At 38.6% G+C, this 24,359-nt stretch carries 23 protein-coding genes; 19 read left to right on the forward strand and 4 right to left on the reverse strand.

The genetic code is table 11. The annotated features are described in order from the left end of the window. Positions 1-83 precede the first annotated feature (83 nt). The 4 genes from guaB (at position 84) to H4J38_RS05430 (ending at position 5,972) form a co-directional block, all read left to right on the forward strand. Entirely contained in the window at positions 84-1,556 is a 1,473-nt protein-coding gene (guaB, locus tag H4J38_RS05415) for an IMP dehydrogenase (RefSeq protein WP_182130310.1), read from the forward strand. Positions 1,557-1,848: 292 nt separating this feature from the next. Further along, entirely contained in the window at positions 1,849-3,426 is a 1,578-nt protein-coding gene (guaA, locus tag H4J38_RS05420; RefSeq protein ID WP_182130312.1) for a glutamine-hydrolyzing GMP synthase, read from the forward strand. A gap of 194 nt (positions 3,427-3,620) precedes the next feature. Then, positions 3,621-3,974, forward strand: coding sequence for a RidA family protein (locus H4J38_RS05425; RefSeq protein ID WP_182130314.1), 354 nt, complete (start codon positions 3,621-3,623; stop codon positions 3,972-3,974). A gap of 33 nt (positions 3,975-4,007) precedes the next feature. Further along, positions 4,008-5,972, forward strand: coding sequence for an ATP-dependent DNA helicase RecQ (locus tag H4J38_RS05430; RefSeq protein WP_182130316.1), 1,965 nt, complete (start codon positions 4,008-4,010; stop codon positions 5,970-5,972). Positions 5,973-6,038: 66 nt separating this feature from the next. Here the strand turns inward: H4J38_RS05430 and H4J38_RS05435 are convergent, their stop codons facing one another. Together H4J38_RS05435 and ygfZ are read right to left on the reverse strand one after the other, a co-directional pair. Further along, positions 6,039-6,527: a peptidylprolyl isomerase gene (locus H4J38_RS05435; RefSeq protein ID WP_182130318.1), complete on the reverse strand. Its 489-nt coding sequence runs from the start codon at positions 6,525-6,527 to the stop codon at positions 6,039-6,041. Positions 6,528-6,535: 8 nt separating this feature from the next. Then, a complete protein-coding gene (ygfZ, locus tag H4J38_RS05440) occupies positions 6,536-7,501 on the reverse strand; it encodes a tRNA-modifying protein YgfZ (RefSeq protein ID WP_259365408.1) in 966 nt (321 codons plus the stop codon). Positions 7,502-7,698: 197 nt separating this feature from the next. Here ygfZ and H4J38_RS05445 point away from each other — a divergent pair, with 197 nt between their 5' ends. Together H4J38_RS05445 and H4J38_RS05450 are read left to right on the forward strand one after the other, a co-directional pair. After that, a complete protein-coding gene (locus tag H4J38_RS05445) occupies positions 7,699-7,950 on the forward strand; it encodes a succinate dehydrogenase assembly factor 2 (protein WP_182130322.1) in 252 nt (83 codons plus the stop codon). Continuing rightward, positions 7,892-8,401, forward strand: a complete 510-nt coding sequence (locus H4J38_RS05450; protein ID WP_182130323.1) for a protein YgfX — start codon at positions 7,892-7,894, stop codon at positions 8,399-8,401. Before H4J38_RS05445 ends, H4J38_RS05450 begins: the two co-directional genes overlap by 59 nt. 11 nt (positions 8,402-8,412) lie before the next feature. On the opposite strand, the gene nadB is transcribed toward H4J38_RS05450, so the two are convergent. Continuing rightward, the gene (gene nadB / locus H4J38_RS05455) at positions 8,413-10,020 is read right to left on the reverse strand and encodes an L-aspartate oxidase (protein WP_182130325.1); all 1,608 of its coding nucleotides are present in this window, start codon (positions 10,018-10,020) and stop codon (positions 8,413-8,415) included. A gap of 220 nt (positions 10,021-10,240) precedes the next feature. Here nadB and rpoE point away from each other — a divergent pair, with 220 nt between their 5' ends. The 12 genes from rpoE (at position 10,241) to H4J38_RS05515 (ending at position 20,052) form a co-directional block, all read left to right on the forward strand. Beyond that, a complete protein-coding gene (gene rpoE / locus H4J38_RS05460; protein WP_081151799.1) occupies positions 10,241-10,819 on the forward strand; it encodes an RNA polymerase sigma factor RpoE in 579 nt (192 codons plus the stop codon). Positions 10,820-10,924: 105 nt separating this feature from the next. Next, on the forward strand, positions 10,925-11,518 hold the full coding sequence (locus H4J38_RS05465) for a sigma-E factor negative regulatory protein (protein WP_182130327.1): 594 nt from the start codon (positions 10,925-10,927) through the stop codon (positions 11,516-11,518). Continuing rightward, on the forward strand, positions 11,515-12,477 hold the full coding sequence (locus H4J38_RS05470) for a MucB/RseB C-terminal domain-containing protein (RefSeq protein ID WP_182130329.1): 963 nt from the start codon (positions 11,515-11,517) through the stop codon (positions 12,475-12,477). The genes H4J38_RS05465 and H4J38_RS05470 overlap by 4 nt, the downstream gene beginning before the upstream one ends. After that, positions 12,474-12,950 (forward strand): SoxR reducing system RseC family protein, encoded by a 477-nt coding sequence (locus H4J38_RS05475; RefSeq protein ID WP_182130331.1) that lies wholly within the window; start codon positions 12,474-12,476, stop codon positions 12,948-12,950. Before H4J38_RS05470 ends, H4J38_RS05475 begins: the two co-directional genes overlap by 4 nt. Before the next feature lie 88 nt (positions 12,951-13,038). Beyond that, positions 13,039-14,829 (forward strand): translation elongation factor 4, encoded by a 1,791-nt coding sequence (gene lepA, locus H4J38_RS05480; protein WP_182130333.1) that lies wholly within the window; start codon positions 13,039-13,041, stop codon positions 14,827-14,829. A gap of 188 nt (positions 14,830-15,017) precedes the next feature. Beyond that, a complete protein-coding gene (gene lepB, locus H4J38_RS05485; RefSeq protein ID WP_182130335.1) occupies positions 15,018-15,938 on the forward strand; it encodes a signal peptidase I in 921 nt (306 codons plus the stop codon). A gap of 2 nt (positions 15,939-15,940) precedes the next feature. After that, positions 15,941-16,630 (forward strand): ribonuclease III, encoded by a 690-nt coding sequence (rnc, locus tag H4J38_RS05490; RefSeq protein ID WP_310733448.1) that lies wholly within the window; start codon positions 15,941-15,943, stop codon positions 16,628-16,630. A 31-nt stretch (positions 16,631-16,661) separates the two neighbouring features. Next, entirely contained in the window at positions 16,662-17,573 is a 912-nt protein-coding gene (gene era, locus H4J38_RS05495) for a GTPase Era (RefSeq protein WP_182130337.1), read from the forward strand. A 172-nt stretch (positions 17,574-17,745) separates the two neighbouring features. After that, positions 17,746-18,432: a DNA repair protein RecO gene (gene recO / locus H4J38_RS05500; protein WP_182130339.1), complete on the forward strand. Its 687-nt coding sequence runs from the start codon at positions 17,746-17,748 to the stop codon at positions 18,430-18,432. Positions 18,433-18,503: 71 nt separating this feature from the next. Beyond that, on the forward strand, positions 18,504-19,241 hold the full coding sequence (pdxJ, locus tag H4J38_RS05505) for a pyridoxine 5'-phosphate synthase (RefSeq protein WP_182130341.1): 738 nt from the start codon (positions 18,504-18,506) through the stop codon (positions 19,239-19,241). Positions 19,242-19,265: 24 nt separating this feature from the next. Further along, positions 19,266-19,646, forward strand: a complete 381-nt coding sequence (gene acpS / locus H4J38_RS05510; RefSeq protein WP_182130343.1) for a holo-ACP synthase — start codon at positions 19,266-19,268, stop codon at positions 19,644-19,646. A gap of 160 nt (positions 19,647-19,806) precedes the next feature. After that, complete coding sequence (locus H4J38_RS05515; protein WP_182130345.1) at positions 19,807-20,052, forward strand: hypothetical protein; 246 nt, start codon at positions 19,807-19,809, stop codon at positions 20,050-20,052. A gap of 44 nt (positions 20,053-20,096) precedes the next feature. Here the strand turns inward: H4J38_RS05515 and barA are convergent, their stop codons facing one another. Beyond that, on the reverse strand, positions 20,097-22,970 hold the full coding sequence (gene barA, locus H4J38_RS05520; RefSeq protein ID WP_310733449.1) for a two-component sensor histidine kinase BarA: 2,874 nt from the start codon (positions 22,968-22,970) through the stop codon (positions 20,097-20,099). A 54-nt stretch (positions 22,971-23,024) separates the two neighbouring features. Between barA and rlmD the strand changes: the two genes are divergently transcribed. After that, positions 23,025-24,341, forward strand: coding sequence for a 23S rRNA (uracil(1939)-C(5))-methyltransferase RlmD (gene rlmD / locus H4J38_RS05525; protein ID WP_182130347.1), 1,317 nt, complete (start codon positions 23,025-23,027; stop codon positions 24,339-24,341). Positions 24,342-24,359: the final 18 nt, after the last annotated feature.

Raw genomic sequence — 24,359 nt, forward strand, 5'->3', positions numbered from 1 at the left:
TTAAGTTTACCTTAGCAGTGAAAGCGGTTAAAATTCTGCCGCAATATTTCCTCCCTAACCACTCATTTTAGAGAGATGTTGCGATGCTAAGAATTGCCCAAGAAGCGTTAACTTTTGACGATGTTTTACTGGTACCTGCTCATTCCACGGTACTACCCCATACTGCCGATTTAAAAACCAAATTAACTCGAAAGATCAATTTAAATGTTCCTATGATCTCTGCGTCGATGGACACAGTGACCGAAGCACGTTTAGCCATTACCTTAGCACAAGAAGGTGGCATAGGTTTTATTCATAAAAATATGACCATAGCTGAACAAGCCAAAAACGTTTCTCAAGTTAAGAAATATGAAAGTGGTATTGTTTCAGATCCCGTAACGGTCAACCCAAGCGCGCGTATTGAAGACACTATGCGATTAGCGGATGAAGTTGGCTTTTCTGGTTTTCCTGTTGTTGATGAAAAAAATAAGTTGGTTGGTATTATTACCGGTCGTGACTTACGTTTTGAAACTGACTTAACAAAACCTGTTTCAGCATTAATGACCAAAAAAGACAAATTAGTTACGGTGAAAGAAGGTGCGTCACGCGAAGTAATTTTAGGTTTAATGCATGAACATCGCATTGAAAAAATTCTTATGGTTGATGATGCCTTCACGCTTAAAGGTTTGATCACAGTTAAAGATTACCAAAAAGCGGAAAGCAAACCTAACGCCTGTAAAGATGAATTAGGTCGCCTACGTGTTGGTGCGGCTGTTGGTGTTGGTGCTGGTACAGATGAACGTATCGACGCACTAGTAGCTGCAGGTGTTGATGTATTATTGATTGATACCTCTCATGGCCATTCACAAGGTGTACTTGACCGCGTTGCTGAAACGCGTGCTCGGTATCCTGATTTACAAATTATTGCGGGTAATGTCGCCACTGGCGCTGGTGCTAAAGCATTAGCTGATGTTGGCGTCGATGCGGTAAAAGTTGGTATAGGTCCAGGTTCTATTTGTACGACTCGTATCGTTACCGGTGTAGGTGTACCGCAATTAACAGCAATTTCTAATGCGGTTGAAGCATTAAAAGGCACGGGTATTCCAGTTATTGCTGATGGTGGCATTCGTTTTTCTGGTGATATTGCCAAGGCATTAGTTGCCGGTGCACATTGTGTGATGGTTGGCAGCATGTTGGCGGGCACAGAAGAAGCACCAGGTGAAGTAGAGCTTTATCAAGGTCGATATTACAAGTCATATCGAGGCATGGGCTCTTTAGGTGCCATGAGTCAGAAGGAAGGCTCAAGTGACCGTTATTTCCAAAAATCAGATGGTGAAGCAGATAAGTTAGTGCCTGAAGGCGTCGAAGGTCGTGTTGCTTATAAAGGGCCTGTTGCCGCTATTATCCATCAACAAATGGGTGGTTTGCGTTCATCAATGGGTTTAACAGGTTCAGCAACGATTGAAATTATGCGTACTAAACCTGAATTTATGAAGATTACTTCTGCAGGTATGGGTGAGTCGCATGTGCATGACGTAGCCATAACCAAAGAAGCACCGAATTACCGTATGGGATAATCCAACAGTTGATTTTATTGCTATTTAACATGCTTCGAAGTCAACTATTCTCAAATTGGGGTGGATTATTTATGCGCATTTCGTTGTTGCAAGTGCTGACCTAGTAAACTAGGTTTCGCGCTAGCGCCTTGAACTAGGATGGCAATATTTTCAATTGAATGTGAATAGAAAGTACAAAAATTGATGAAGGAGAATACTTCATCGAGAAAAAACTCAAATAGGCTGAGCTCAAACTCGAAAAGAGGCAGCTCAGCCTGTTCATTTTATAGTTAAATAAAAGTAGGAAAACAACATGAGTAAAGACATTCATGATCACCGCATACTGATATTAGATTTCGGTTCACAATACACTCAACTTATCGCACGTCGTGTTCGAGAAATTGGCGTTTATTGTGAGTTATGGGCTTGGGATGTTACCCAAGAACAAATTAAAGGCTTTAACCCTACGGGTATTATTTTAGCTGGCGGACCTGAGTCAGTCACTGAAAATAATTCGCCACGTGCGCCAGAATATGTGTTTAATGCCGGCGTACCTGTATTAGGTATTTGTTACGGCATGCAAACCATGGCTGAACAATTGGGCGGTGGTGTTGAGGGCTCTGAGCATAAAGAATTTGGTTATGCTGCGGTTGAAATTATCACGCAATCTGCACTCTTTAATGCTATTGAAGACAATGTGGGTGAAAACGGTAATGCTTTATTAGATGTTTGGATGAGCCATGGCGATAAAGTGTCAGCTATTCCTGAAGGTTTTGTTACGGTTGCCCAAACTCCTAGCTGTAAATATGCGGCTATGGCGAATGAAGATAAACAATTTTATGGGGTGCAATTCCATCCTGAAGTCACGCATACAAAACAAGGTATGCGTATTCTTGAGCATTTTGTAGTTGATATTTGTCAATGTGAAAAGCTTTGGACCTCAGCGTCAATTATTGAAGACGCGATTGAGAAAATGAAGGCGCAAGTCGGCGATGATGAAGTGGTGCTTGGTTTATCAGGTGGCGTAGATTCATCGGTTGTAGCTATGCTTTTACATCGCGCTATTGGTGATAAATTAACTTGTGTTTTTGTTGATAACGGCTTGTTACGTTTAAATGAAGCTCAACAAGTTATGGATATGTTTGGTGACCATTTCGGTTTGAACATTATTCATGTTAATGCTGAGAATCGTTTCTTAGACCGTTTAGCGGATGAGAATGACCCTGAGAAAAAACGTAAAATTATTGGTAATGTTTTTGTTGAAATTTTTGATGAAGAAGCTAATAAACTTAAGAATGCTAAATGGTTAGCGCAAGGCACTATTTATCCTGATGTTATTGAATCAGCAGCCTCGGCTACCGGTAAAGCGCATGTGATCAAGTCTCACCATAATGTCGGTGGTTTACCTGAACATATGAAACTTGGTTTAGTTGAGCCATTACGTGAATTATTCAAAGATGAAGTTCGTAAAATAGGTCTTGAATTAGGCTTGCCATACGATATGTTATATCGTCATCCGTTCCCAGGACCTGGCTTAGGTGTAAGAATCTTAGGTGAAGTGAAAAAAGAATATGCGGATTTATTACGTCGTGCGGATCATATTTTCATTGAAGAATTACATAAGCATGACTTGTACAAAAAAGTAAGCCAAGCATTCACAGTATTTTTACCTGTTCGCTCAGTGGGTGTAATGGGCGATGCACGCAAATATGATTGGGTTGTGAGTTTACGTTGTGTTGAAACTATCGATTTTATGACTGCACGTTGGTCGCACTTGCCATATGACTTCTTAGGATTAGTGTCTAACCGCATAATTAACGAAATTGATGGTATTTCGAGGGTAGTTTACGACATATCAGGTAAGCCACCTGCCACGATCGAATGGGAGTAACTTTGTCTTAAACTGGTTAGAACATTTAACTTCTGTGTGGGAAGTGCTCACCTAGTAAACTAGGCTTAGTGCTACCGCCTTGAATTTAAATGTTCTACTTGCACTTAAGTACCAAGTTATTACATATTGAATATCATAAAACCCTGAGGCTTAAACCTTGGGGTTTTTTATTTAAATATATTAAGGAAGTCATAATGACTATTGAAAGATTAGAAACTAAACCGCGCATGAGTCGTATTGTTAAACACAATGGTACGGTTTATTTGTGTGGTCAAGTTTGTGCTGACGCGACGCAAGATATTACTCATCAAACACAAACGATGTTAGATAAAGTTGAGACATTATTAACACAAGCTGGAAGTTCAAAGCAGCATATGCTTTCAGCGACAATATACCTAAAAACAATGGCTGATTTTGCAGCAATGAATGCCGTATGGGATGCTTGGGTTCCTGATGGTTTCGCTCCTGCGCGTGCTTGTGTGCAAGCAGCAATGGCAAGAGATGTATTGTTAGTTGAAATAAGTGTTGTTGCTGCCCTAATACAGTAAGCTATTGCTAGATTCAGAATAAATAGGCGAGATATGTCGACGTTACAGCAATCATTAAAAACTACCTTTGGCTTTGACGATTTTAGAGTCGGGCAAGAGCAAACGATAATGCAGTTACTTAATGGTGATTCATCATTAGCTATTTTCCCTACCGGTGCTGGCAAGTCACTGTGTTATCAATTAGCCGCAATAAACTTACCGCATTTAACCTTGGTGGTATCACCTCTGCTGGCCTTGATGAAGGATCAATTAGCATTTTTACATACTAAAGGCATCACGGCAGCAAGTATTGATTCAACTTTATCATTTGAAGAAAGTCAGCTAATTACGCGTGATGTTCGTTCGGGTAAAATAAAAATTTTGATGGTGTCGGTTGAGCGTTTCAAAAACGAGCGTTTTCGTCAGTTTATTGAATCCATTGCTATTTCAATGTTGGTGGTAGACGAAGCCCATTGTATTTCTGAATGGGGACACAATTTTCGGCCCGATTATTTAAAATTACCACGTTATCGACAAGAACTTAATATCCCATTAGTACTGTTGTTAACGGCAACGGCGACTAAACAAGTTAAACTCGATATGGCGAATAAGTTTGCTATTAGCCAAGAGCATATAGTACAAACCGGCTTTTATCGTAGTAACTTAGATTTATCTGTTTATCCGGTTGCGGAGATAGCAAAAAACCAAACACTGGTTGATTTAATTCGTCACCACGAGGGTTGCGGTATTATTTATGTTACCTTGCAGCAAAGTGCTGAAAAAGTGGCAAATTTCCTACAACAACAAGGCATACCCGCAAAGGCTTATCATGCCGGTTTTAAAGACGACGTACGAAAGCAAATCCAGCAAGATTTTATGCAAGGTAAAACACCAATAATCGTCGCAACTATTGCTTTTGGTATGGGGATAGATAAATCAAATATTCGCTTTGTTATTCATTATGACTTGCCAAAATCAATTGAAAATTACAGTCAAGAAATTGGTCGAGCAGGTCGAGATAAAGCCGATGCGGCTTGTTTTACTTTAGCCAATCTTGATGGTATTCATACCGTAGAAAATTTTGTTTATGCTGATACACCTGAGCGCGCAAGCATCGACTATGTTTTGCAAAATATACGTAGTGAAGTGCAAAATGGCCAATGGGAATTACAAGTGCTGAGCTTGTCAAATGCCAGTAATATTAAGCAGCTACCGTTAAAAACCTTGTTGGTTCAGTTAGAACTGCTCGGTGTTATTGATGCGAAATTTAGCTATTTTGCCGATTTTAAATTTAAATTTGTTACGCCAAAAGAACAAATCATTAGTGCTTTTAATGCTGAGCGAAATGAATTTTTAGCGCAAGTGTTTAGTTGTGCAAAAATGAAAAAAATCTGGGGAGAACCTGATTTTGAGCTAATGCACACTCGCTATAACGCGCCAAGAAAAAGAATTGTTTCGGCATTAGAATACTTAGCAGATCAGCAGCATATTATTTTGGAAACGAAAAAGGCCACTGAAGTATTTAGTGTTAATACAGCGGCATTTGAAGATAATACTCTGCTTGATACGCTCACCCATTACTTTCTTGAGAAAGAACAATCTGAAATTGAGCGTATAAGTAAGCTGGTCGCGTTTTTCCAAAGCGATAGTTGTTTAACTCAGCAGCTTTCTCATTACTTTGATGATCAACATGCACCAAAAAAATGTGGTCATTGTTCAGTTTGTCGTGGTCAGGTGGCAATATTACCTTATTCGAGTCATCATCAAACGGTAAATTCTGAGACCATTGCGCTCGCCATTTCGCAGTTACAGCAACACTTTTCGGCTTTAAAAACTAATGCTACACAACTTGCAGATAGGTTATCTATTGACACTATTTGTCGATTTTTATCTGGCATGAGTGTACCGCTCTTTACTCGTGCTAAAGTGCGACAACTCAGTTATTTTGGCGTTTGTCAGTACATGCGTTACAGCGAGATTAAGGCAAAAGTAATAAGTTATTTAGAAGTGAATCAATAAGATCAAAAAAGGCACTGATAAAGTGCCTTTTTTGTCATCTGAGATCAGATTAAAATAAACTAACGACTAGTGACTATGGCCACAACCGCCTTCACCATGAACATGGCCATGTGCTAACTCTTCTTCAGTAGCATCGCGTACTTCTAAAATTTCAACATCAAATTTTAAGTCAAGACCGGCTAGCGGGTGATTCCCGTCAACTGTAATCTCATCTTCTTGAGCATCAATCACTATCACGGTTTGTTCGCCGTCGTCAGTAGTAGCACGTAGCTGACTACCCACTTCTAAATCTTCAATACCAGCAAACATATCTTTTGGTACCGTTTGCACAAAACCGTCTTCACGTTGTCCATAAGCATTATCTGCACTTACTTCAACTTCGAATTTATCGCCCGCTTCGTGACCAACTAAAGCTGCTTCCAAGCCTGGAATAAGGTAATGAGAGCCCTGAATTACCGCTAATGGGCTGTGATCATATGAACTATCAATTAAGGTGTCTTCGCTATCAGATACCGCGTAATGCAGTACAACAACTTTGTTGTCAGTAATTTTCATATTATGTCCTATTCAATGTCTGTGCTTAATTTGTAAGGTAAGGGTAGTATGGTTAAATTTGAATCTTGTGTTTTAACTCTTAGTTCGGTGGCATCATCAATATCGTTAGCTAAAACGCCTTGAATATAGCTCTGTTTATTGCTCGCTTGATAAACCGCTAATACATCACCAGCTTTACGCCAATTTTCACCGAGCTTTTTCTCGATAATATCACCAACGTTAACCACCATATCTTGGCCGGTAAGCGCAAAAAGCGCACGTTTGTTTTTACCTAAATATTGCATGCGCGCAACGGTTTCTTGGCCTAAGTAACAGCCTTTAGTAAAGCTAATGCCATTAATTGCTTGTAGGTTAAGCATTTGCGGTACATATTCGGCGACATACTGTTGAGCAAGTAATGGAAAACCTGCTGAAATGTCCAGTAAGTTCCAGAGCGCACTTTCATAAATTGGAAAGTCAAAAGTCGCTGAAATTTCTGTTATTTTTTCAACATTATCAATAATGACATAGCGGCTAGTATTACCAGCAATATAAATCAAGGTAGTATTATTTTCATGAACTACTGGTGTTAAACTATCAGGCACTTGTTGAAATAACTCGGCCATTTTTATCGATGCTTGCTGACCCGCAATCGCTAAATAAGCATGCTCAGTGTCTTGGGTTATTTCAACTTTAGCAAAAACACCAAATTTCTTTAGCTCTGCTAATGACTGTTCAATCGAACTTTTCGGTTGTAACAGTAAGAAGTTTCCTTGACGCTCCAATAAGCGAAACGCAGAAAAGACTTTACCTTTAGCATTACAGTGCGCGCCAGTCAGTAGTTTTTCTTTCGCCAAGCTGGCAACGTCACAAGTGACTTGCCCTTGTAGGTATTTTATTTGTTCTTCACCCGTTAAGGTAATGGCGCCAAGACTATCAAGGTTGATTGCAAATACTTCTGGTAATTCGTTATAACTTGGTAAGTTATTATTCATTATGTGGTTCATCCGACAATAGTGCTAAAAAAAGGCTATTAACCTCATAGGTGAGGACATTTATTCAAATTACAACCATATACTTTATTTTTTCTGCTACTTTACTATAAGATGATTCCTAATTTAATGATCAATTCGTGGCTATTTTAACTTTGGTTTTGATAGAATACGGTGAATTTTACTAATTAGGCTGATGTATGACATTAACAGATAATAAACCTCGACTGCGCTGGGCTTGTCGACGTGGCATGCTAGAGTTAGATGTGCTTTTTATGCCATTCGTTGAAGAGGCATATGATGAACTATCTATTGAAAATAAAGCTATTTTTGAGCGTTTATTAGTGTGTCAAGATCCTGAGTTATTCGCGTGGTTTATGGGACACGAAACTTGTGAAGATAAAGAACTTAACGCCATGGTGCAGATTATATTACAGCGAGTTAAAATATAATATTAAACTAGCGCCTTCTGCACAAAGGGCGATGTTCAGCTTATTATTTTACCTTGGTTTTGCTTACCTATCCTTAACTATTTTTATGGGGATTAAGCTTTGGCATGGGCTTTTTATTGCTGCATCATTTGGTTTAATCATTTTTTTGTATCGGCAGGTTCCTGAATCAATCGCTAATAAATGGCTTGATTTATTTACCTCGAACGAAGATGCAGCCACAACAGATTTTGTTTTATCAGCTACGGGTGAATGTAAATTTAACCAGCAAGAGACCTGGCAAATCTGCGCTAATTCACAGATTAATTTGTGGGGTTATTGGCTTGTTTTTTCAAAGGAAGATACTGCAGTTGCTAAACAGTTTATTTTTAAAGATAGTTTGTCTAGTGAAGATCAGGCGCGTATTGCTCGCACTATCATGCGTGTAAAAAAATCACCTGAACTTAACCATTAACCGAATATCTATTATTCATACTGCTGAGGGCTCAGAATGGTGATTTTCGCTTCTGGCAGCAAATCAGGATAATCAAGGGTGTAATGTAAACCTCGGCTTTCTTTGCGATCTAAGGCTGATCTTATGATCAATTCAGCTACTTGCACTAAATTACGTAATTCTAATAAGTTATTGCTAACTCTAAAGTTACAATAATATTCTTCTATTTCACTTTGTAATAGCTCTACTCGATGCAAGGCTCGTTCTAAGCGTTTAGTGGTGCGAACAATACCAACAAAATCCCACATAAATAATCGCAATTCGTGCCAGTTATGTTGAATAACAACTTCTTCATCAGAGTTGGTTACCCGGCTTTCATCCCAAGGTGGTAATTGTACACAAGGTTTTGTTAGATCAATATTCTGCTCAATATCAATAGCAGCTGCGCGAGCAAATACTAGGCATTCTAATAAGGAGTTACTCGCCAAACGATTGGCACCATGAAGGCCGGTATACGCGACTTCACCTATGGCATATAAATTCTCAATATCAGTTTTGCCTTGTTGGTTAATCATTACGCCGCCACAAGTATAATGCGCAGCAGGTACAACAGGCATGGCTTGTTTAGTAATATCAATACCTAAGGCTAATGTTCGCTCATAAATTGTCGGAAAGTGCAGTTTAATAAACTCACTTGATTTGTGGCTAATATCTAAATACATACAATCAGCACCAAGTCGTTTCATTTCGAAATCGATGGCGCGTGCCACAATATCACGTGGTGCTAATTCAGCTCGTTCGTCAAAGCTTGGCATAAAGCGGCTACCATCTGGGCGAAGTAATAGTGCGCCTTCACCTCGCAATGCTTCAGTTAACAAAAATGTACCGGCTTCAGGGTGAAATAAGCAAGTAGGATGAAATTGATTAAACTCCATATTAGCGACGCGACATCCTGCACGCCAAGCCATGGCAATGCCATCTCCGCTGGCAACATCAGGATTAGAAGTATATTGATAAACTTTACTCGCCCCACCGGTTGCTAGAATAGTTTTTTTAGCAAAAACGCGTTCAACATGCTCGTCATTTCGATTCCATACATAAGCACCAATACATTCTCGTTGAGCAATCACTGTATTTTCTTGGTAAACCAAATCAATAGCATTATATCGTTCAAAAATACGAATTCTACTATGATTTTTTACTTGCGCAACCAGTGTGGTTTGTATCGCTTGTCCGGTGGCATCAGCAGAGTGGAGAATTCGGCGATGACTATGACCACCTTCACGAGTTAAATGATAATGAACATCCCCGTTAGCAGCAGGAGCGTCTTGATCAAAATGCACGCCTTTATCAATTAACCATTCTAAGCAGTCTTTGGCATTTTCAGCCGTATATTGCACTGCAGCTTCATCGCATAAACCAGCACCAGCAATTAAAGTATCGGCGACATGTGATGCAACACTGTCATTTTCATCGAATACTGCTGCAACACCACCTTGAGCGTAAAAGGTAGAGCCATCATTAATTTGGCCTTTACTTAAAATGATAACATCGGCATTTTTAGCTAGGTGCAATGCAAGCGATAATCCTGCTGCACCACTACCGACAATTAAAACGTCACAATTGTGTTGTTGATTCATATATTCTTGAAATTAAGGTACAATAATTGATAACACAATATTAGCTTTTATTGCCGTTACAGAACAGCATAAAACTATTTTTATAAATAAAATTTAATTTTTTTCAATATTTATCGAACTTTTTAACATAAGGCTAGTCCTACTTGTTGCGTTTGCTATGAGCCAGATGTAAACCAGATGTAGATAAGTTAAATAATGGTGAGTAGGAGATACGGCTCAAATGAGCGAACAGAACGTTGACCAGAAGTTGGTTGAGCGGGTTCAACGTGGTGATAAAAACGCATTTAACCTGCTGGTAATTAAATACCAACATAAATTAGCAAACTTGGTTTCACGCTATGTTAAAAATCATAGTGATGTGCCTGATGTAGTACAAGAAGCATTTATTAAAGCTTATAGAGCTTTACCTAATTTTCGTGGTGATAGTGCTTTTTATACATGGTTATACCGCATAGCGGTAAATTGTGCGAAAAACCACTTAGTTGCCGGAGGACGTAAACCTCCTGGCTCAGATATTGAAATTGAAGATGCAGAAATGTATGACTCTGGTGAGGCTTTACGTGAAAATGCTTCACCAGAAAAATTATTACTTACTAATGAAATAAAAGAAGTCGTGTTTAAGACTATAGAACAATTGCCGGAAGATTTGCGTACAGCGATCAACCTAAGAGAGTTAGAAGGCTTAAGTTACGAAGAAATTGCAACGGTTATGGATTGTCCTGTTGGTACAGTGCGTTCGAGAATATTTAGGGCGCGTGATGCCGTAGATAAAAAAATCAGACCATTGTTGCAACAATAACAAGCAAAACATTAAGTAACGTAGCAATAGTAAATATAGTATTACCTGACAGAACTTGATTTTTGTTGAGTAATTAATGAAGTGTTAGAATTTTAAGGTGTCTTTATGAGTGAAAATAAGTTTGAGACAGTATCGTCGATTGTTGATAATTATCAGCAAAATGACGAGTTATTTGAGGAAATGCTCAATGACTCTCACTTGTCAGCAACGTGGCAACGTTACCATTTAATGGGTGATGTCATGCGCGGTGAAACTTCTGATATTATTAATCTTGACCTATCGTCGCAAATAGCCACAGCAATTGCTGATGAACCAACGATTTTAGCGCCTCAAAAAAGCAGTAATTTAGCGGGTAAATTAAAAGCTAAAGTGGTGCAATTTGCTAAACCCTTTGGTCAAATGGCGATAGCTGCATCAGCGGCTGGTCTTATGGTAATGGGTGTTCAACAAAACAGTGCGGATACCGATGCTTTTCTACCGGCTAGCCCAGTAGTTAAAACTATGCCATTTGGTGGTATTGCAGAACCGGTAAGCTTAAATTTTCAACAAACTAGCCGCAGCAGTGAAAAACAAGCTTTTGTTGAACAACAAAGGCGCTTTCAAGCATTATTATCCGATCATCAACAACAAATAAAATTAAGTTCTGTTGATGCAAACATTACACCTAAACAAGACAAGGCTGAAGAATCAGCTAAATGAAATTAATATCTAGTCTGCTGCTATTGGTTACCATTAGCACATCAGTAGCGGCCAATGAAAACGAACCAGCCGAACCCTGGCTTGAGCGCCTCGCAACATCCTTACAAACACTTAATTTTAGCACTTCTTTTGTTGTCGTTAAAAATAACCAGGCAGAACCCTATCACTGGTTTCATGGCGTTGATGAAAACGGCAATGAATTAGAGGTACTTTCTTTGTTAAACGGGCCGCGCAGAGATGTGTTACGTAAGCACAATATTGTCAGCTATATTGAGCCTGAATTACCTCCGTATTCCGTCTCATCACAACAAATAACCGGGCCTATTCCTGCTGTTTTACGAGAAGGTGTCACCAAACTTGCTCAAACCTACGATTTTATTTCTGTTGGCCGTAGTCGTGTTTTAGGGCGTCCTGCGCAATTAATTCGTATTGTTTCTAAAGATGTTTATCGTTATGGGCATTGGCTATGGTTAGATCAAAAAACCGGCATGATATTAAAACTCGCCTTGGCTAATCGTACTGGCCAACTACTAGAACAAATACAGTTTACACACTTAGATATTACTGATGATTTAGGCGAGAGTTTGATGCAATTACAGCAAACAACGCTACCAACAGTGATTGAAATTCCAGCAGGATACCAAGAGCAAACACTGCAATGGCAAGTGAAATGGTTGCCCGAAGGCTTTAAACGACTAAATGCTAATCGTCATCGCATGGCGGCGACTAAAAAACCGGTTGAATTTATGCTTTTCAACGACGGTTTAGTCGATGTCTCAGTTTATGTAGGGAAAAGTGAAGAAAAACAAAGAGCTACAGATTACGTTATGGATGGCGCAACCGTTGTTTTGAATCAAGTCGTCAATGGTCTTGAAGTGAGCGTTGTGGGTAAAATACCCGCAAAAACCGCAAAAGCAATTGCTGACTCTGTAGTTTTTACGCCTAAAGCTGCTCCATGATAGAAGAACAAGCCACCGTTGTCGCAATTGATAAAGACAATGTCACCGTTACCAGTTTAATAAAATCGGCTTGTGGCGGCTGTCAGCAAGTTGATAACTGTGGCAGTGGCCAAGTAGCAAAAGCTTTTCCACAGAAAAAATTATCCTTGACCTTAAAGTCTTCATTAGCGTTAGAACTTGGCGATAATGTAGTTTTAGGGTTGAATGAAAGCGCACTTTTACAATCTGCATGGCAAGTTTATTTATGGCCGATATTAGGTTTATTAATGGCTTCATGGTTTGGACAATGGCTTGTTATTAATACCATTCTGCCACATGAAATATTTGCCATTATATTAGGAGTTTTAGGTGGTTTTGGTGGTTTTTCTTTAGCGAAAAGGCAGCAAATAAAAAGCGCAACATGTGCAAAATTGGCTCCAAAAATTATCCGCCGAGAAAATCAAAACATCATGATTACAGAAATCACTGATTGAATCGCAACAAAAGATAGCCCCAGCGCGCTAAATTCGCTAAAATCTCGCCATTATTGAATTAACTACAAGCTTATTTGACTTCCCATTTATGAAAAATATTCGAAACTTTTCTATTATCGCCCATATTGATCACGGTAAATCAACGCTTTCAGATCGCCTAATACAACATTGCGGTGGTCTACAAGAACGTGAGATGGAAGCCCAAGTACTTGATTCTATGGATATTGAGCGTGAACGCGGTATTACCATAAAAGCACAAAGTGTTACCTTGGATTATAAAGCGAAAAACGGTGAAGTGTATCAATTAAACTTTATTGATACCCCCGGCCACGTTGATTTTTCTTATGAAGTTTCCCGTTCATTAGCCTCTTGTGAAGGTGCTTTATTGGTTGTTGATGCTGGCCAAGGTGTTGAAGCCCAAACTGTAGCTAACTGTTACACCGCACTTGAAATGGATTTGGAAGTTATCCCAATTCTCAATAAAATTGATTTACCACAAGCGGATCCTGAACGTGTTAGTGAAGAGATCGAAGATATAATCGGTATTGACGCTACAGGTGCCGTTACCTGTTCTGCTAAAACGGGTTTAGGCATTGAAGATGTACTTGAAACTATCGTTGAGAATATTCCGGCGCCAGAAGGTGATCCAGATGCGCCGCTGCAAGCACTTATTATCGATTCGTGGTTTGATAATTACCAAGGCGTAGTATCATTGGTTCGAATTATGAACGGCCAAGTTAAAAAAGGCGATAAAATGGTGGTTATGTCGACCGGACAAAACCATATTATCGACAAAGTGGGTATTTTTACCCCTAAGCAAAAAGACACAGGTATATTGAAAGCCGGTGAAGTTGGTTTTCTCATTGCTGGTATTAAAGAAATTCACGGTGCGCCAGTTGGCGACACAATTACCATCTTTAAAAAAGAAGCTGAAAAGGCCTTACCAGGCTTTAAAAGAGTTCAGCCGCAAGTTTATGCCGGTATTTTTCCGATCAGTTCAGACGATTATGAAAACTTCCGTGATGCTTTGAATAAACTTAGCTTGAATGACGCATCTTTATTTTTTGAACCAGAAAACTCTTCAGCACTTGGTTTTGGTTTTCGTATTGGTTTCTTGGGCATGTTGCACATGGAAATCGTTCAAGAGCGCCTTGCTCGCGAATACGATCTTGACCTGATCACAACAGCGCCGACAGTAAATTACGAAATAGCCTGCACCAACGGTGATGTTATCTCAATTGATAACCCTAGCGATTTGCCTGCAACAAACAACATTGAAGAAATTCGTGAGCCAATAGTACAAGCGAATATTTTGGTGCCTCAAGAGCATTTAGGTAATGTAATCACCTTATGTATCGAAAAGCGTGGTGTACAAAAAGATATTATTTATCACGGGAATCAAGTCGCGGTAACTTATGAATTACCAATGGCCGAAGTGGTGATGGATTTTTTTGATAAGTTAAAATCAACCAGCCGTGGTTATGCCTCATTAGATTATCATTTCATCCGTTTTGAAGCTGCAGACATGGTTCGCGTTGATGTTATGATTAACAGCGATAGGGTTGATGCGCTAGCGATGATAACGCATCGTGCGAACTCAGTTGCACGTGGCCGTATGTTGGTTGAGAAGTTAAAAGAGCTTATTCATCGACAAATGTTTGATATTGCCATTCAAGCGGCTATTGGCAACAATGTTATTGCGCGTACTACTGTTAAACAGCTTCGTAAAAACGTAACCGCAAAATGTTATGGTGGTGATATTTCTCGTAAGAAAAAATTACTACAGAAACAAAAAGATGGTAAGAAACGTATGAAGCAAGTAGGTAATGTAGAAGTGCCACAAGAAGCGTTTTTAGCTGTGCTTAAATTGGATAAATAATTATACCAATTTGATGACTTACTTGTTCATTTTTAATAGTTAAAATGAAAAGCTACAGTGTTATAAAATTAAGTTAAATAATTTTTCACTTAATTTATGCCTGTATTTTTCATTTTTCCTCATAAAAAACTAGCATACTTAATTCGTCAAATTCGTATTAGTTTAATTACTAAAAAAATAGGAATAATATGGCAGTTTACTTTTCAATATTTTTAGTCATAGTTACCGTAATTACCGGTATTGTATGGCTAGCTGATAAATTTTATTTAGCACCACAACGACAACTTAAGCTAGCAGCTACACAAGAACAATGTGAAGGCGAATTAAGTGGCGATGTTGTTGATAAAATTCTTGAAGCGCCTTACTTTATTGATACACCCGTGCAAATTTTCCCCGTTATTGCCTTTGTTTTAATATTACGCTCGTTTATTTATGAACCTTTTCAAATTCCGTCTGGTTCTATGATGCCAACCTTACTTGATGGCGACTTTATTTTAGTCAACAAATTTAATTATGGCTTACGCGATCCAGTGGTACGTAATAAATTTATTGAAATTGGCCTGCCTGAACGTGGCGATGTAGTCGTATTTAAATATCCACAAAACCCGCAAATTGATTACATCAAACGGGTAGTCGGTTTACCGGGTGACCGAGTAATTTATAAAAATAAAATTTTATATATCAAAGCCGCATGTCTAGCTTCAGATGATAAATGTCCAGACTTTGAACAAGTAGAGCAAACATTTAAAAATAAAACGGATTATAACGATCAAGGAATGCCGTTAACGCGTTACACCTCAATCATGGGTGAGAAAACGCATGATTTATTGGTTAATGAGCAAATATTACCGCGCACGCAGCACTACTTTCAGCAAGGTGGCACACGAGACAATGAATTTGTCGTACCCAAAGGCCATTACTTTGTCATGGGCGATAATCGCGATAATAGCTTAGATGGTCGTTTTTGGGGTTTTGTTCCAGAAGAAAACTTAGTTGGTGAGGCAGTTGCTATTTGGATGAGTTTTGATTTTGATCGAGCGCCTGATAGTTTTTTACCACGTTGGATACCCACTAGCGTACGCTTTTCTCGAATTGGTGGAATTGAATAGCTGTGTTACATACTCAAGCCGCCATTGCACGGATATCCAAAAAAATTGGCTATAGTTTTAAAGAGCCGAAACTATTACTGCAAGCGTTAACGCATAGGAGTGCTAAAGGTGCTCATAATGAGCGATTAGAGTTTTTAGGTGACTCTATTTTAGGCTTTGTTATTGCAGAATCTTTGTTTCAGAGTTTTCCTAAACAAGCCGAAGGCGATTTAACGCGCATGCGCTCAAGTTTAGTTAAAGGAGTTACTTTAGCTGAAGTTGGTCGTGGATTCGATTTAGGTCAGTATTTGATATTAGGACCAGGTGAATTAAAAAGCGGCGGTCACCGACGAGATTCAATTCTTGAAGATGCTATTGAAGCCATAATAGGCGCGGTTTATTTAGATTCAGATTTAGCCACTTCTCAGGCGTTGATACTCAGTTGGTTTGACAAACGCTTAGCCGAAATTAAGCCAGGTAACGAACAAAAAGATCCAAAAACACGGTTACAAGAATACTTGCAAGGGCGAAAAATTCCTTTACCGCAATATGATGTAATTAATACCACGGGGCAATCACATAATCAGCAGTTCACGGTACGCTGTACAACCAGCGTGCTTGAGAAGGAAGTGATTACCAAAGGCAGTAGCCGACGTAAAGCTGAGCAATCAGCCGCTTCGCAGGTTTTAGCATTAATCGAACAAGCTAAATAGCTTGTTCGACAATTAAGTTGATAATTTAATCATGACAACAGAACAAACCCATTGCGGTCTTATTGCCATTGTTGGCCGTCCAAATGTTGGTAAATCAACATTATTAAATACTTTGCTTGGCCAAAAAGTCAGCATTACGTCACGTAAGCCACAAACCACACGCCATCGAATATTAGGTATTCTAACCGAAGGGAGCAATCAAGCGGTTTTAGTTGATACCCCTGGTCTGCACTCAGAAGAAAAACGTGCTATTAATCGTTTAATGAACCGTGCAGCAAGCAGCACCTTGGCAGAAGTTGAAACCGTCGTGTTTTTAGTTGAAGGTACCCATTGGACAAGTGACGACGAAATGGTACTGACAAAAATTAAAAACAGTGGTGCTCCTTGTGTATTAGTGGTTAATAAAATTGACAATATACAAGATAGAGACACCTTGCTGCCGCATCTACAAAAGCTAGGTGCTATGCATGACTTTGCTGACATTGTGCCAATTTCAGCCAGTAAAGGGGAAAACGTTGATGCAATTAAAAAGATTTGCTTCAACGCATTACCAGAAGGAGATTTTTGGTTTCCAGAAGATTATATAACCGATCGTTCAAGTCGATTTATGGCTTCTGAAATTGTCCGTGAAAAGCTTATTCGCTTTACCGGTGATGAATTACCTTATTCAACGACTGTCGAAATTGAACAATTTAAGATTGATGACAAAGGTATCCTGCATATTAACGCGCTAATTTTAGTAGAAAGAACAACCCAAAAGCGTATGGTCATTGGTAATAAAGGCGAAAAGCTAAAGGTTATTGGCCAAGAAGCAAGACGTGATATGGAAAACCTATTTGAACGTAAAGTCTTTTTAGAAACTTGGGTCAAGGTTAAGTCAGGCTGGGCAGATGACGAGCGCGCATTGAGAAGCTTAGGCTACGGCGATGATTACTCAGGTTAGTTTGGTATAATTACGGGGCTAATTTACTTTTCGCTGAGTAGTCGATTAATGCTTGGTTTACATCAGGATAGGTGCTTATGTCAGTCTCAAACTTTGTACCGTTACCCATAAATCTTAGAAGTATAGCTTTGTGAACAGTTCATTAAAGCAATTGGGCCAACTTGGAATGTAGATGCAAGAAATTACGCAACCAGCTTTTGTTCTTCACACTCGACCCTATCGAGAAAATCAACTTCTGGTTGATTTATTAACCGAGAATGATGGCAAATTGGCTGCGTTAAGTTATGTTGGCCATTCTACAAAGTCGAGTCGTAAAGCTCTGTTACAGCCTTTTTCACCGATTAACGTTACCTTGAAAGGGCAACATAGCTTAAAAAGCTTAATTCGCGTAGAACCCGCGGGTAAATCATTTCTTTTAAAAAAAAACGCTCTATTCAGTGCTTTTTATATTAATGAATTATTGGTTAAATTACTGGGTGAAAATATTGCTTGTGGTGAGCTTTTTCAGCAGTATAAATTTAGCTTGGAATCTTTAGCAGAAGCTAGAAGTATTGAGATTTGCTTACGAGAATTTGAATTGATGCTAATGGATGAATTAGGTGTTTCTTTTGATTTTTCATTAGTATTTGATCATAGTGCAGAAGGCTTCTATTATCTGCCAGATGAAGGCTTTATTCCAGCCTACACAAAGTTAAAGCAACCTTGTTATAATCGCTGGCATTTACAAGCTATTGCTGAACGTGACTTATCAACACCAGAAGTGCTCAATACCTTTAAAGCTTTGATGAGACAAGTCATTAATCATTTGCTTAATGGTGTACCTCTGAACAGTCGTAAACTATTTAGTAAAAAAGCATAATTACTTTAAAACTGAATAAATTAAAGCGCTAAATTATAAATCAGCACTAAAACCAGAATAAGAGATTTAATATGAATGATATTTTATTAGGCGTAAACGTAGATCATATTGCCACATTACGACAAGCACGTGGCACAAACTATCCTGATCCTGTCTATGCCGCTTCTGTGGCAGAGCATGCTGGAGCTGATGGTATTACGGTGCATTTACGTGAAGACCGTCGTCATATTCAAGACCGAGATATTTATGTGTTAAAGCAAACGTTACATACGCGGATGAATTTTGAAATGGCCGTTACTGATGAAATGTTGGATATTGCCTGTGAAGTAAAACCGGTGTTTTGTTGTTTAGTACCAGAAAAGCGTGAAGAGTTAACCACCGAGGGCGGATTAGATGTTGCAGGGCAGCAGGATAAAATTAACGCTGCTGTAGCTCGGTTAGCTGACGCGGGTATACAAATTAGTTTATTTATTGACGCAGATAAAAAGCAAATTGATGCTGCACTTATCAGTAAAGCAACTTATATCGAAATTCATACTGGGCAATATGCAGAAGCTAAAAATGAAGAAGAACAACAACTAGAGCTTGCTCGCTTAGTTGAAGGCATTGAGTACGCCCATGCTTTGGGCTTGAAAGTTAATGCAGGCCATGGGCTTAATTATTTTAATGTAAAACCTATCGCGGCTATCCCTGAAATAATTGAACTTAATATTGGCCACGCAATTATCGCCCGTGCGGTAATTGATGGTTTAGATAAAGCCATTAGAGATATGAAGCGTTTAATGCTTGAAGCGCGTGGTTTAGCTTAATTTAGCACTACAGAGGGTTAAAATTTGTCAGTTATTGGAATTGGTACCGATATAGTTGATATTCGTCGTATCGCTAAAATGTCTGACAGTGCTCAGCAACGCTTAGCAATGCGCATTTTAACGACGAAGGAATACCAGCACTATTTAACCTTAAAACAGCCTGAGCGTTTTCTTGCAAAACGCTGGGCTGGTAAAGAAGCTGCGGCAAAAGCGCTTGGAACAGGTATTGCTAATGGCGTATCGTTTCAACATTTTAATATCGTGTCGTTAGCGTCTGGGCAACCGACTCTTGAACTCAGTTTACAGGCTTTAGCGCTAGCTGAAGCATTAGGGGCGAATACATGGCACATATCACTTTCTGATGAAATAAAGTATGCCACTGCCTTTGTTGTATTATCAAAATAATTGACTGTTTTTTAGATTGATTAACAATAGTATTTAATCAATCTAAAAATAAACTTAGCCTTAGCAATAATATATGTTCTATACTTTAATGAAAGTAGGTGTGTTTTTTAATCAGTAATTGAGAGATTGTTAATCAGTGAATGTGGATTTAGGAGTTGATATGCACACGAAAAAATACCCTATTGTTGATAGGCGAGAAGAAGCGCCGGAGCAATCAATATGGTGGTCTAAGCTCTCGTTAGCACAAAAGTTTTCTGCGAGTAGTTTAGGAAAGTTTGGTTATGAATTAAGTTTTGTTCGTAATGAACAAGGACATAACTTGGCAGTGTTAACGTGTAATTCAGGCGTGGCCGTGATAACTGAAGATGGCGATATTAATACCTCTCCCAATATAAATATTCGCTAATTATTTAGAATATCCCTTTAGTTTTTTGCATCTTTAATTTCATTTTAAGATTGATTTTCGAGCTTTGTAATAAACACTTCAGCATCTTCTAGTACCAAATCTATTTGCTCAAAAAACTCAAAAAATTCTGGTTGTAAATCATCTAGGCCAATTCCTCGTTTTAATTCCGTTTCAAGTTCATGAGTTACTTTCCCTAAACTAGGCACACCAGAGTAACAACAAGCACCATTGAGTTTGTGTATTAACACTTTTAGTTGTTCAATATCTTGAGAAATGAGTGCTTCAGAAATGTTTGCTTTACTTTCGGGTAAGCTATTAACTAAGCCAACAAACATGTCTTTGGCTAACATCTTTTTTTGTCCCGCTCGTTGTAAAGCCAGTTTCCAGTCGATGATTTTTGGTCTAGAGCTTCTAATAGCAACTGGCGATGGAGTAACGAGTTCTGGGCGATAAGCGAGTAATGTCGAATCACAATATTCATAAATACTGTGATGTAGCATGGCTTCATCAATAGGTTTTGTAATAAAAGAGTTAAAGCCATTTTCGAGTAATTTGTCTTTTTCTTCTCCGAAAACATGTGCGGTCACAGCGATTATCGGGGTGTGTTCATTAAGCGTTTGCTGACGAATAATAGACAAGGCAGAAATACCATCCAATACAGGCATTTGTATATCCATAAAAATTAAAGCAAATTTTTCATGTCTACATAACTCTACTGCTTGAGCGCCATCGGTGGCAGTGGTGACATCATGCACTTGCTCAAGTAACAGTTCATTGATCAACTTTAAATTGGCTTCATTATCATCAACGGCAAGTACTTTAATAGGCACTTTTTGCTCTGACACTTCAATTAAACTATTGATTTCTGGTGTGGTAGTTGGAGACAGTGTTTTGCTTAAACGCTGCAGTGTTATGGGTTTGCTAATACAAGTTTTAGCACCACTGGAAATTAATGCTTCATGTAAACTTGGAGAGTTACTATTAATGGCTAAATGTATTGACGGAATAATATCTTTAAGGGTAAAAACAAATTTTTTCACGTCATTGAGTGCTGATGGCGTAACGTCATGACCGATTAAGGCAAAGTCGAAGGACGAGAGCATTTTTTTATCGGCGAGAATAATATCCATTTCACTACGCTTGCTAATACAGGTAATTTTCATTTGCCAACTTGCTAATATTTCACTGGTTGCTAAACGACTTGCTGCATGAAGCTCATAATATAATATAGCCTTACCGCTTAGGCTTTCTGGTGTTGATAACTGCACAGTGGGTATTGTGTTTAATTCACACTGGAAGGTAAACCAAAAGGTTGAACCTTCATTTTCGACACTTTCAAAGCCAATACCACCGTGCATTTCTGATACTAAACGTTGTGATATAACTAAGCCTAAGCCAGTGCCACCATAAATACGGGTCACACTTTTATCTCCTTGCCCAAAGGCTTCAAATATTGAATTTTGTTGCTGATTTGATATGCCGATACCCGTGTCTTGTACCGTTACTCTAATTTTGTAGAGGTTTTTGCCAATGACATTACCTTCAAGATTAATATCTACAGAGCCTTTATCAGTAAATTTAATGGCATTACTCGCTAAGTTAACCATCACTTGTTTGATACGCATGGCATCACCAATAAGTGTGTCAGGTAACTGAGGGCTAACGCGTAATGATAATTCTATGTTCTTTTTATGAGCGCTTGGTGCCAGTAACGTTAATGTTTCTTCAATGGATTCACGAATTGAAAATGGAATGTTTTCAATGATCATTTTACCCGCGTCAAGTTTAGAAAAGTCTAAAATATCATTAATAATAGATAACAAGCTGGCAGCTGAACGTTCAATCGTTTGTAAATGATCGCGCTGTGTATCGCTTAAGGGGGTTTTTAATACTTGTCTGGTAAAGCCAATAACGCCATTAAGAGGTGTGCGTAACTCATGGCTCATATTGGCTAAAAATTCAGACTTTACCTTGTTAGCATCTTGAGCTTTGCGTTTTGCGATATCTAACTCAACGTTTTGAATTTCAAACTGCTCTAAACTTTCACGTAAATCTATCGTGGCTTGGTCAATACTTCGCTGCATCTCATCTTGATAATCCCCTAAAGATTGAGCCATGGCATTAACACCATTTTTAAGGAAGTTAAGCTCGCCAACGAGTTGACCGCTAATTCGGCTTTCGATTTTACCTTCTCTAATACGATCTATAGCTAATACCATAGATGATATTGGACGGGTTACACTATTAATGAGTTTATATGCAAACCATGCGCTGATGATAAAGCCAGCGAGTAAAATAAAAAATACAGTTATTAATAGCTGTTGCTGAGCATACTTAATCGTACTCTTATCTATTTGTATAGCGATATAGCCAATTATATTCATCTCTAAGGCAGAGTTAGTGGTTTGTGTCGTAAACTCGTCAATTATGGGGGCGCGATAAATAAGATAGTCATCATAGTCATCATATTGAATTCTTTTGGGCAAATTTTGCCCCGCTTTAATTCGCAATGTATGAGTGTCGCCATGATAAGCGCTGGTGACAAAAACTTGGTTGTCTTTGGTAAATATGGCAATGCTTTTGATAATGTCAGACTGACTTCGATGACTAAACCCTATTAAGGTTCTTAAACTATCTCTTTTTTTCTCTAATAGTGGTTCGGCACTGCTAATGGCAAGAGGAGAGATTATGCTATTGGCACGTTGATAAATAAACTGATCGAGTTCGCTATAGCGACTATAGGATAAATAGCCTGCAACAAGTAAACTGATTATGATCGTAGGAACGATCGTAAGTAAAATCACCCAATCTTTCAGGCTTATTTTATGCATTTTTTGCTGAACTTTAGTGTGAAATATTTGGATGAATAACGCTATAATGGCACAATTGTGACTAATACCAAATAGATAATCGTTCACTATGGCAGCTAATAGACAATTTATGCTGCTCTTTGATGGCAAACTAAGATAGCTATGGCAAATTTTTTTAAAGCAAGCCCCAAAAAAACGCAAGTTCAACAACACTTAACCCTTAACGTTAGTCACCTTGATCAACAAGGCTGCGGCGTCGCTTTTCAGGGTAAAAAACCAATTTTCATTGAAGGTGCTCTGCCTAATGAAACAGTAGAAGTTAACCTTTATGAGCAAAAAAGTAAGTTCTCAAAAGCAAAGTTATTGCGAGTTATAACTGCCAGTGCCGATCGAGTTGAGCCTAAGTGCCGTCATTATTTTCAGTGTGGTGGTTGTAACTTACAACATATTGATTACCAACCCCAGTTAGCTTATAAGCAAGATAAAATAACCCAATTATTTTCTCGCCAAGCACTCAATGAAAGTTTGCCGTGGCAAAATCCTATTGTTAGTGAACCATGGCACTATCGCCGCAAAGCAAGAATTGGTGTGCAATATAATAAACATGGAATGCCTATTGTTGGTTTTCGCCAACGTGAGAGTAGCTATTTAACGGCAATTAAATCTTGCCCGGTAATCGTGGAGGCATTTGGTGATATTTTTATTGAGCTAAAAGGCCTTTTACCCAAGTTGTCGGGTAAAAATGCCGTTGGTCACGTTGAGATTATAGCGGCGAATGAAAATGTGGTTGTAGTGCGACAATTAGTAATATTGACAGCGCAAGATAAACAACTGTGGCAAAATTTTGCTAATAAAAATCAATGGATAGTCTATATTGACGATGGTAAAAACGTTACGCCACTAACAGAAGATAAAAGCTTATTTTATTCTTTAACTGATTCAATAAAAATTGAGTTTTCTGTTAATAACTTTATTCAAGTTAATCATCTCGTTAATAAACAGATGGTTGAACAAGCCCTGGCCTGGTTAGCGCTAAACGATAAGGATATTGTGCTCGACTTGTTTTGTGGTTTAGGTAATTTTAGTTTACCTATTGCGCAGCAAGCGAGTGCTGTTGTCGGCATCGAGGGCATTGTGTCAATGGTTGAAAAGGCACAAGAAAACGCCCAGATAAATGGCATAACTAATTGCCAATTTTACCAAGCTGATTTGAACAGTGATTGGCAAAGCGAACTTTGGGCGAAACAAAAGTATACCAAGGTATTACTTGATCCTGCTCGGGCTGGAGCATATCAAGCGTTAACGCAATTACTCTCCTATAAAGTAAGTAAAATACTGTATGTTAGTTGCGATCCTACGTCATTGGCCCGTGATGCAAAATTGCTTATTGATCAGGGTTATAAAATTGAAAAAATTACCTTAATGGACATGTTTTCACAAACAAAGCATGTTGAAACTATGGTAATGTTTAGCTTATAAATGTTGGTGGAAAATTGA

Origin of the sequence: Colwellia sp. BRX10-3, from assembly GCF_014077505.1 — a bacterium.
Taxonomy (GTDB): Bacteria; Pseudomonadota; Gammaproteobacteria; order Enterobacterales; family Alteromonadaceae; genus Cognaticolwellia.

Excerpts from the sequence above, each read along its gene's own strand:
- guaB (WP_182130310.1), top strand. The coding sequence starts at position 84 with ATGCTAAGAATTGCCCAAGAAGCGTTAACTTTTGACGATGTTTTACTG.
- guaA (WP_182130312.1), top strand. The coding sequence starts at position 1,849 with ATGAGTAAAGACATTCATGATCACCGCATACTGATATTAGATTTCGGT.
- H4J38_RS05425 (WP_182130314.1), top strand. The coding sequence starts at position 3,621 with ATGACTATTGAAAGATTAGAAACTAAACCGCGCATGAGTCGTATTGTT.
- H4J38_RS05430 (WP_182130316.1), top strand. The coding sequence starts at position 4,008 with ATGTCGACGTTACAGCAATCATTAAAAACTACCTTTGGCTTTGACGAT.
- H4J38_RS05435 (WP_182130318.1), bottom strand. The coding sequence starts at position 6,527 with ATGAAAATTACTGACAACAAAGTTGTTGTACTGCATTACGCGGTATCT.
- ygfZ (WP_259365408.1), bottom strand. The coding sequence starts at position 7,501 with ATGAATAATAACTTACCAAGTTATAACGAATTACCAGAAGTATTTGCA.
- H4J38_RS05445 (WP_182130322.1), top strand. The coding sequence starts at position 7,699 with ATGACATTAACAGATAATAAACCTCGACTGCGCTGGGCTTGTCGACGT.
- nadB (WP_182130325.1), bottom strand. The coding sequence starts at position 10,020 with ATGAATCAACAACACAATTGTGACGTTTTAATTGTCGGTAGTGGTGCA.
- rpoE (WP_081151799.1), top strand. The coding sequence starts at position 10,241 with ATGAGCGAACAGAACGTTGACCAGAAGTTGGTTGAGCGGGTTCAACGT.
- H4J38_RS05465 (WP_182130327.1), top strand. The coding sequence starts at position 10,925 with ATGAGTGAAAATAAGTTTGAGACAGTATCGTCGATTGTTGATAATTAT.
- H4J38_RS05470 (WP_182130329.1), top strand. The coding sequence starts at position 11,515 with ATGAAATTAATATCTAGTCTGCTGCTATTGGTTACCATTAGCACATCA.
- H4J38_RS05475 (WP_182130331.1), top strand. The coding sequence starts at position 12,474 with ATGATAGAAGAACAAGCCACCGTTGTCGCAATTGATAAAGACAATGTC.
- lepA (WP_182130333.1), top strand. The coding sequence starts at position 13,039 with ATGAAAAATATTCGAAACTTTTCTATTATCGCCCATATTGATCACGGT.
- lepB (WP_182130335.1), top strand. The coding sequence starts at position 15,018 with ATGGCAGTTTACTTTTCAATATTTTTAGTCATAGTTACCGTAATTACC.
- era (WP_182130337.1), top strand. The coding sequence starts at position 16,662 with ATGACAACAGAACAAACCCATTGCGGTCTTATTGCCATTGTTGGCCGT.
- recO (WP_182130339.1), top strand. The coding sequence starts at position 17,746 with ATGCAAGAAATTACGCAACCAGCTTTTGTTCTTCACACTCGACCCTAT.
- pdxJ (WP_182130341.1), top strand. The coding sequence starts at position 18,504 with ATGAATGATATTTTATTAGGCGTAAACGTAGATCATATTGCCACATTA.
- H4J38_RS05515 (WP_182130345.1), top strand. The coding sequence starts at position 19,807 with ATGCACACGAAAAAATACCCTATTGTTGATAGGCGAGAAGAAGCGCCG.
- rlmD (WP_182130347.1), top strand. The coding sequence starts at position 23,025 with ATGGCAAATTTTTTTAAAGCAAGCCCCAAAAAAACGCAAGTTCAACAA.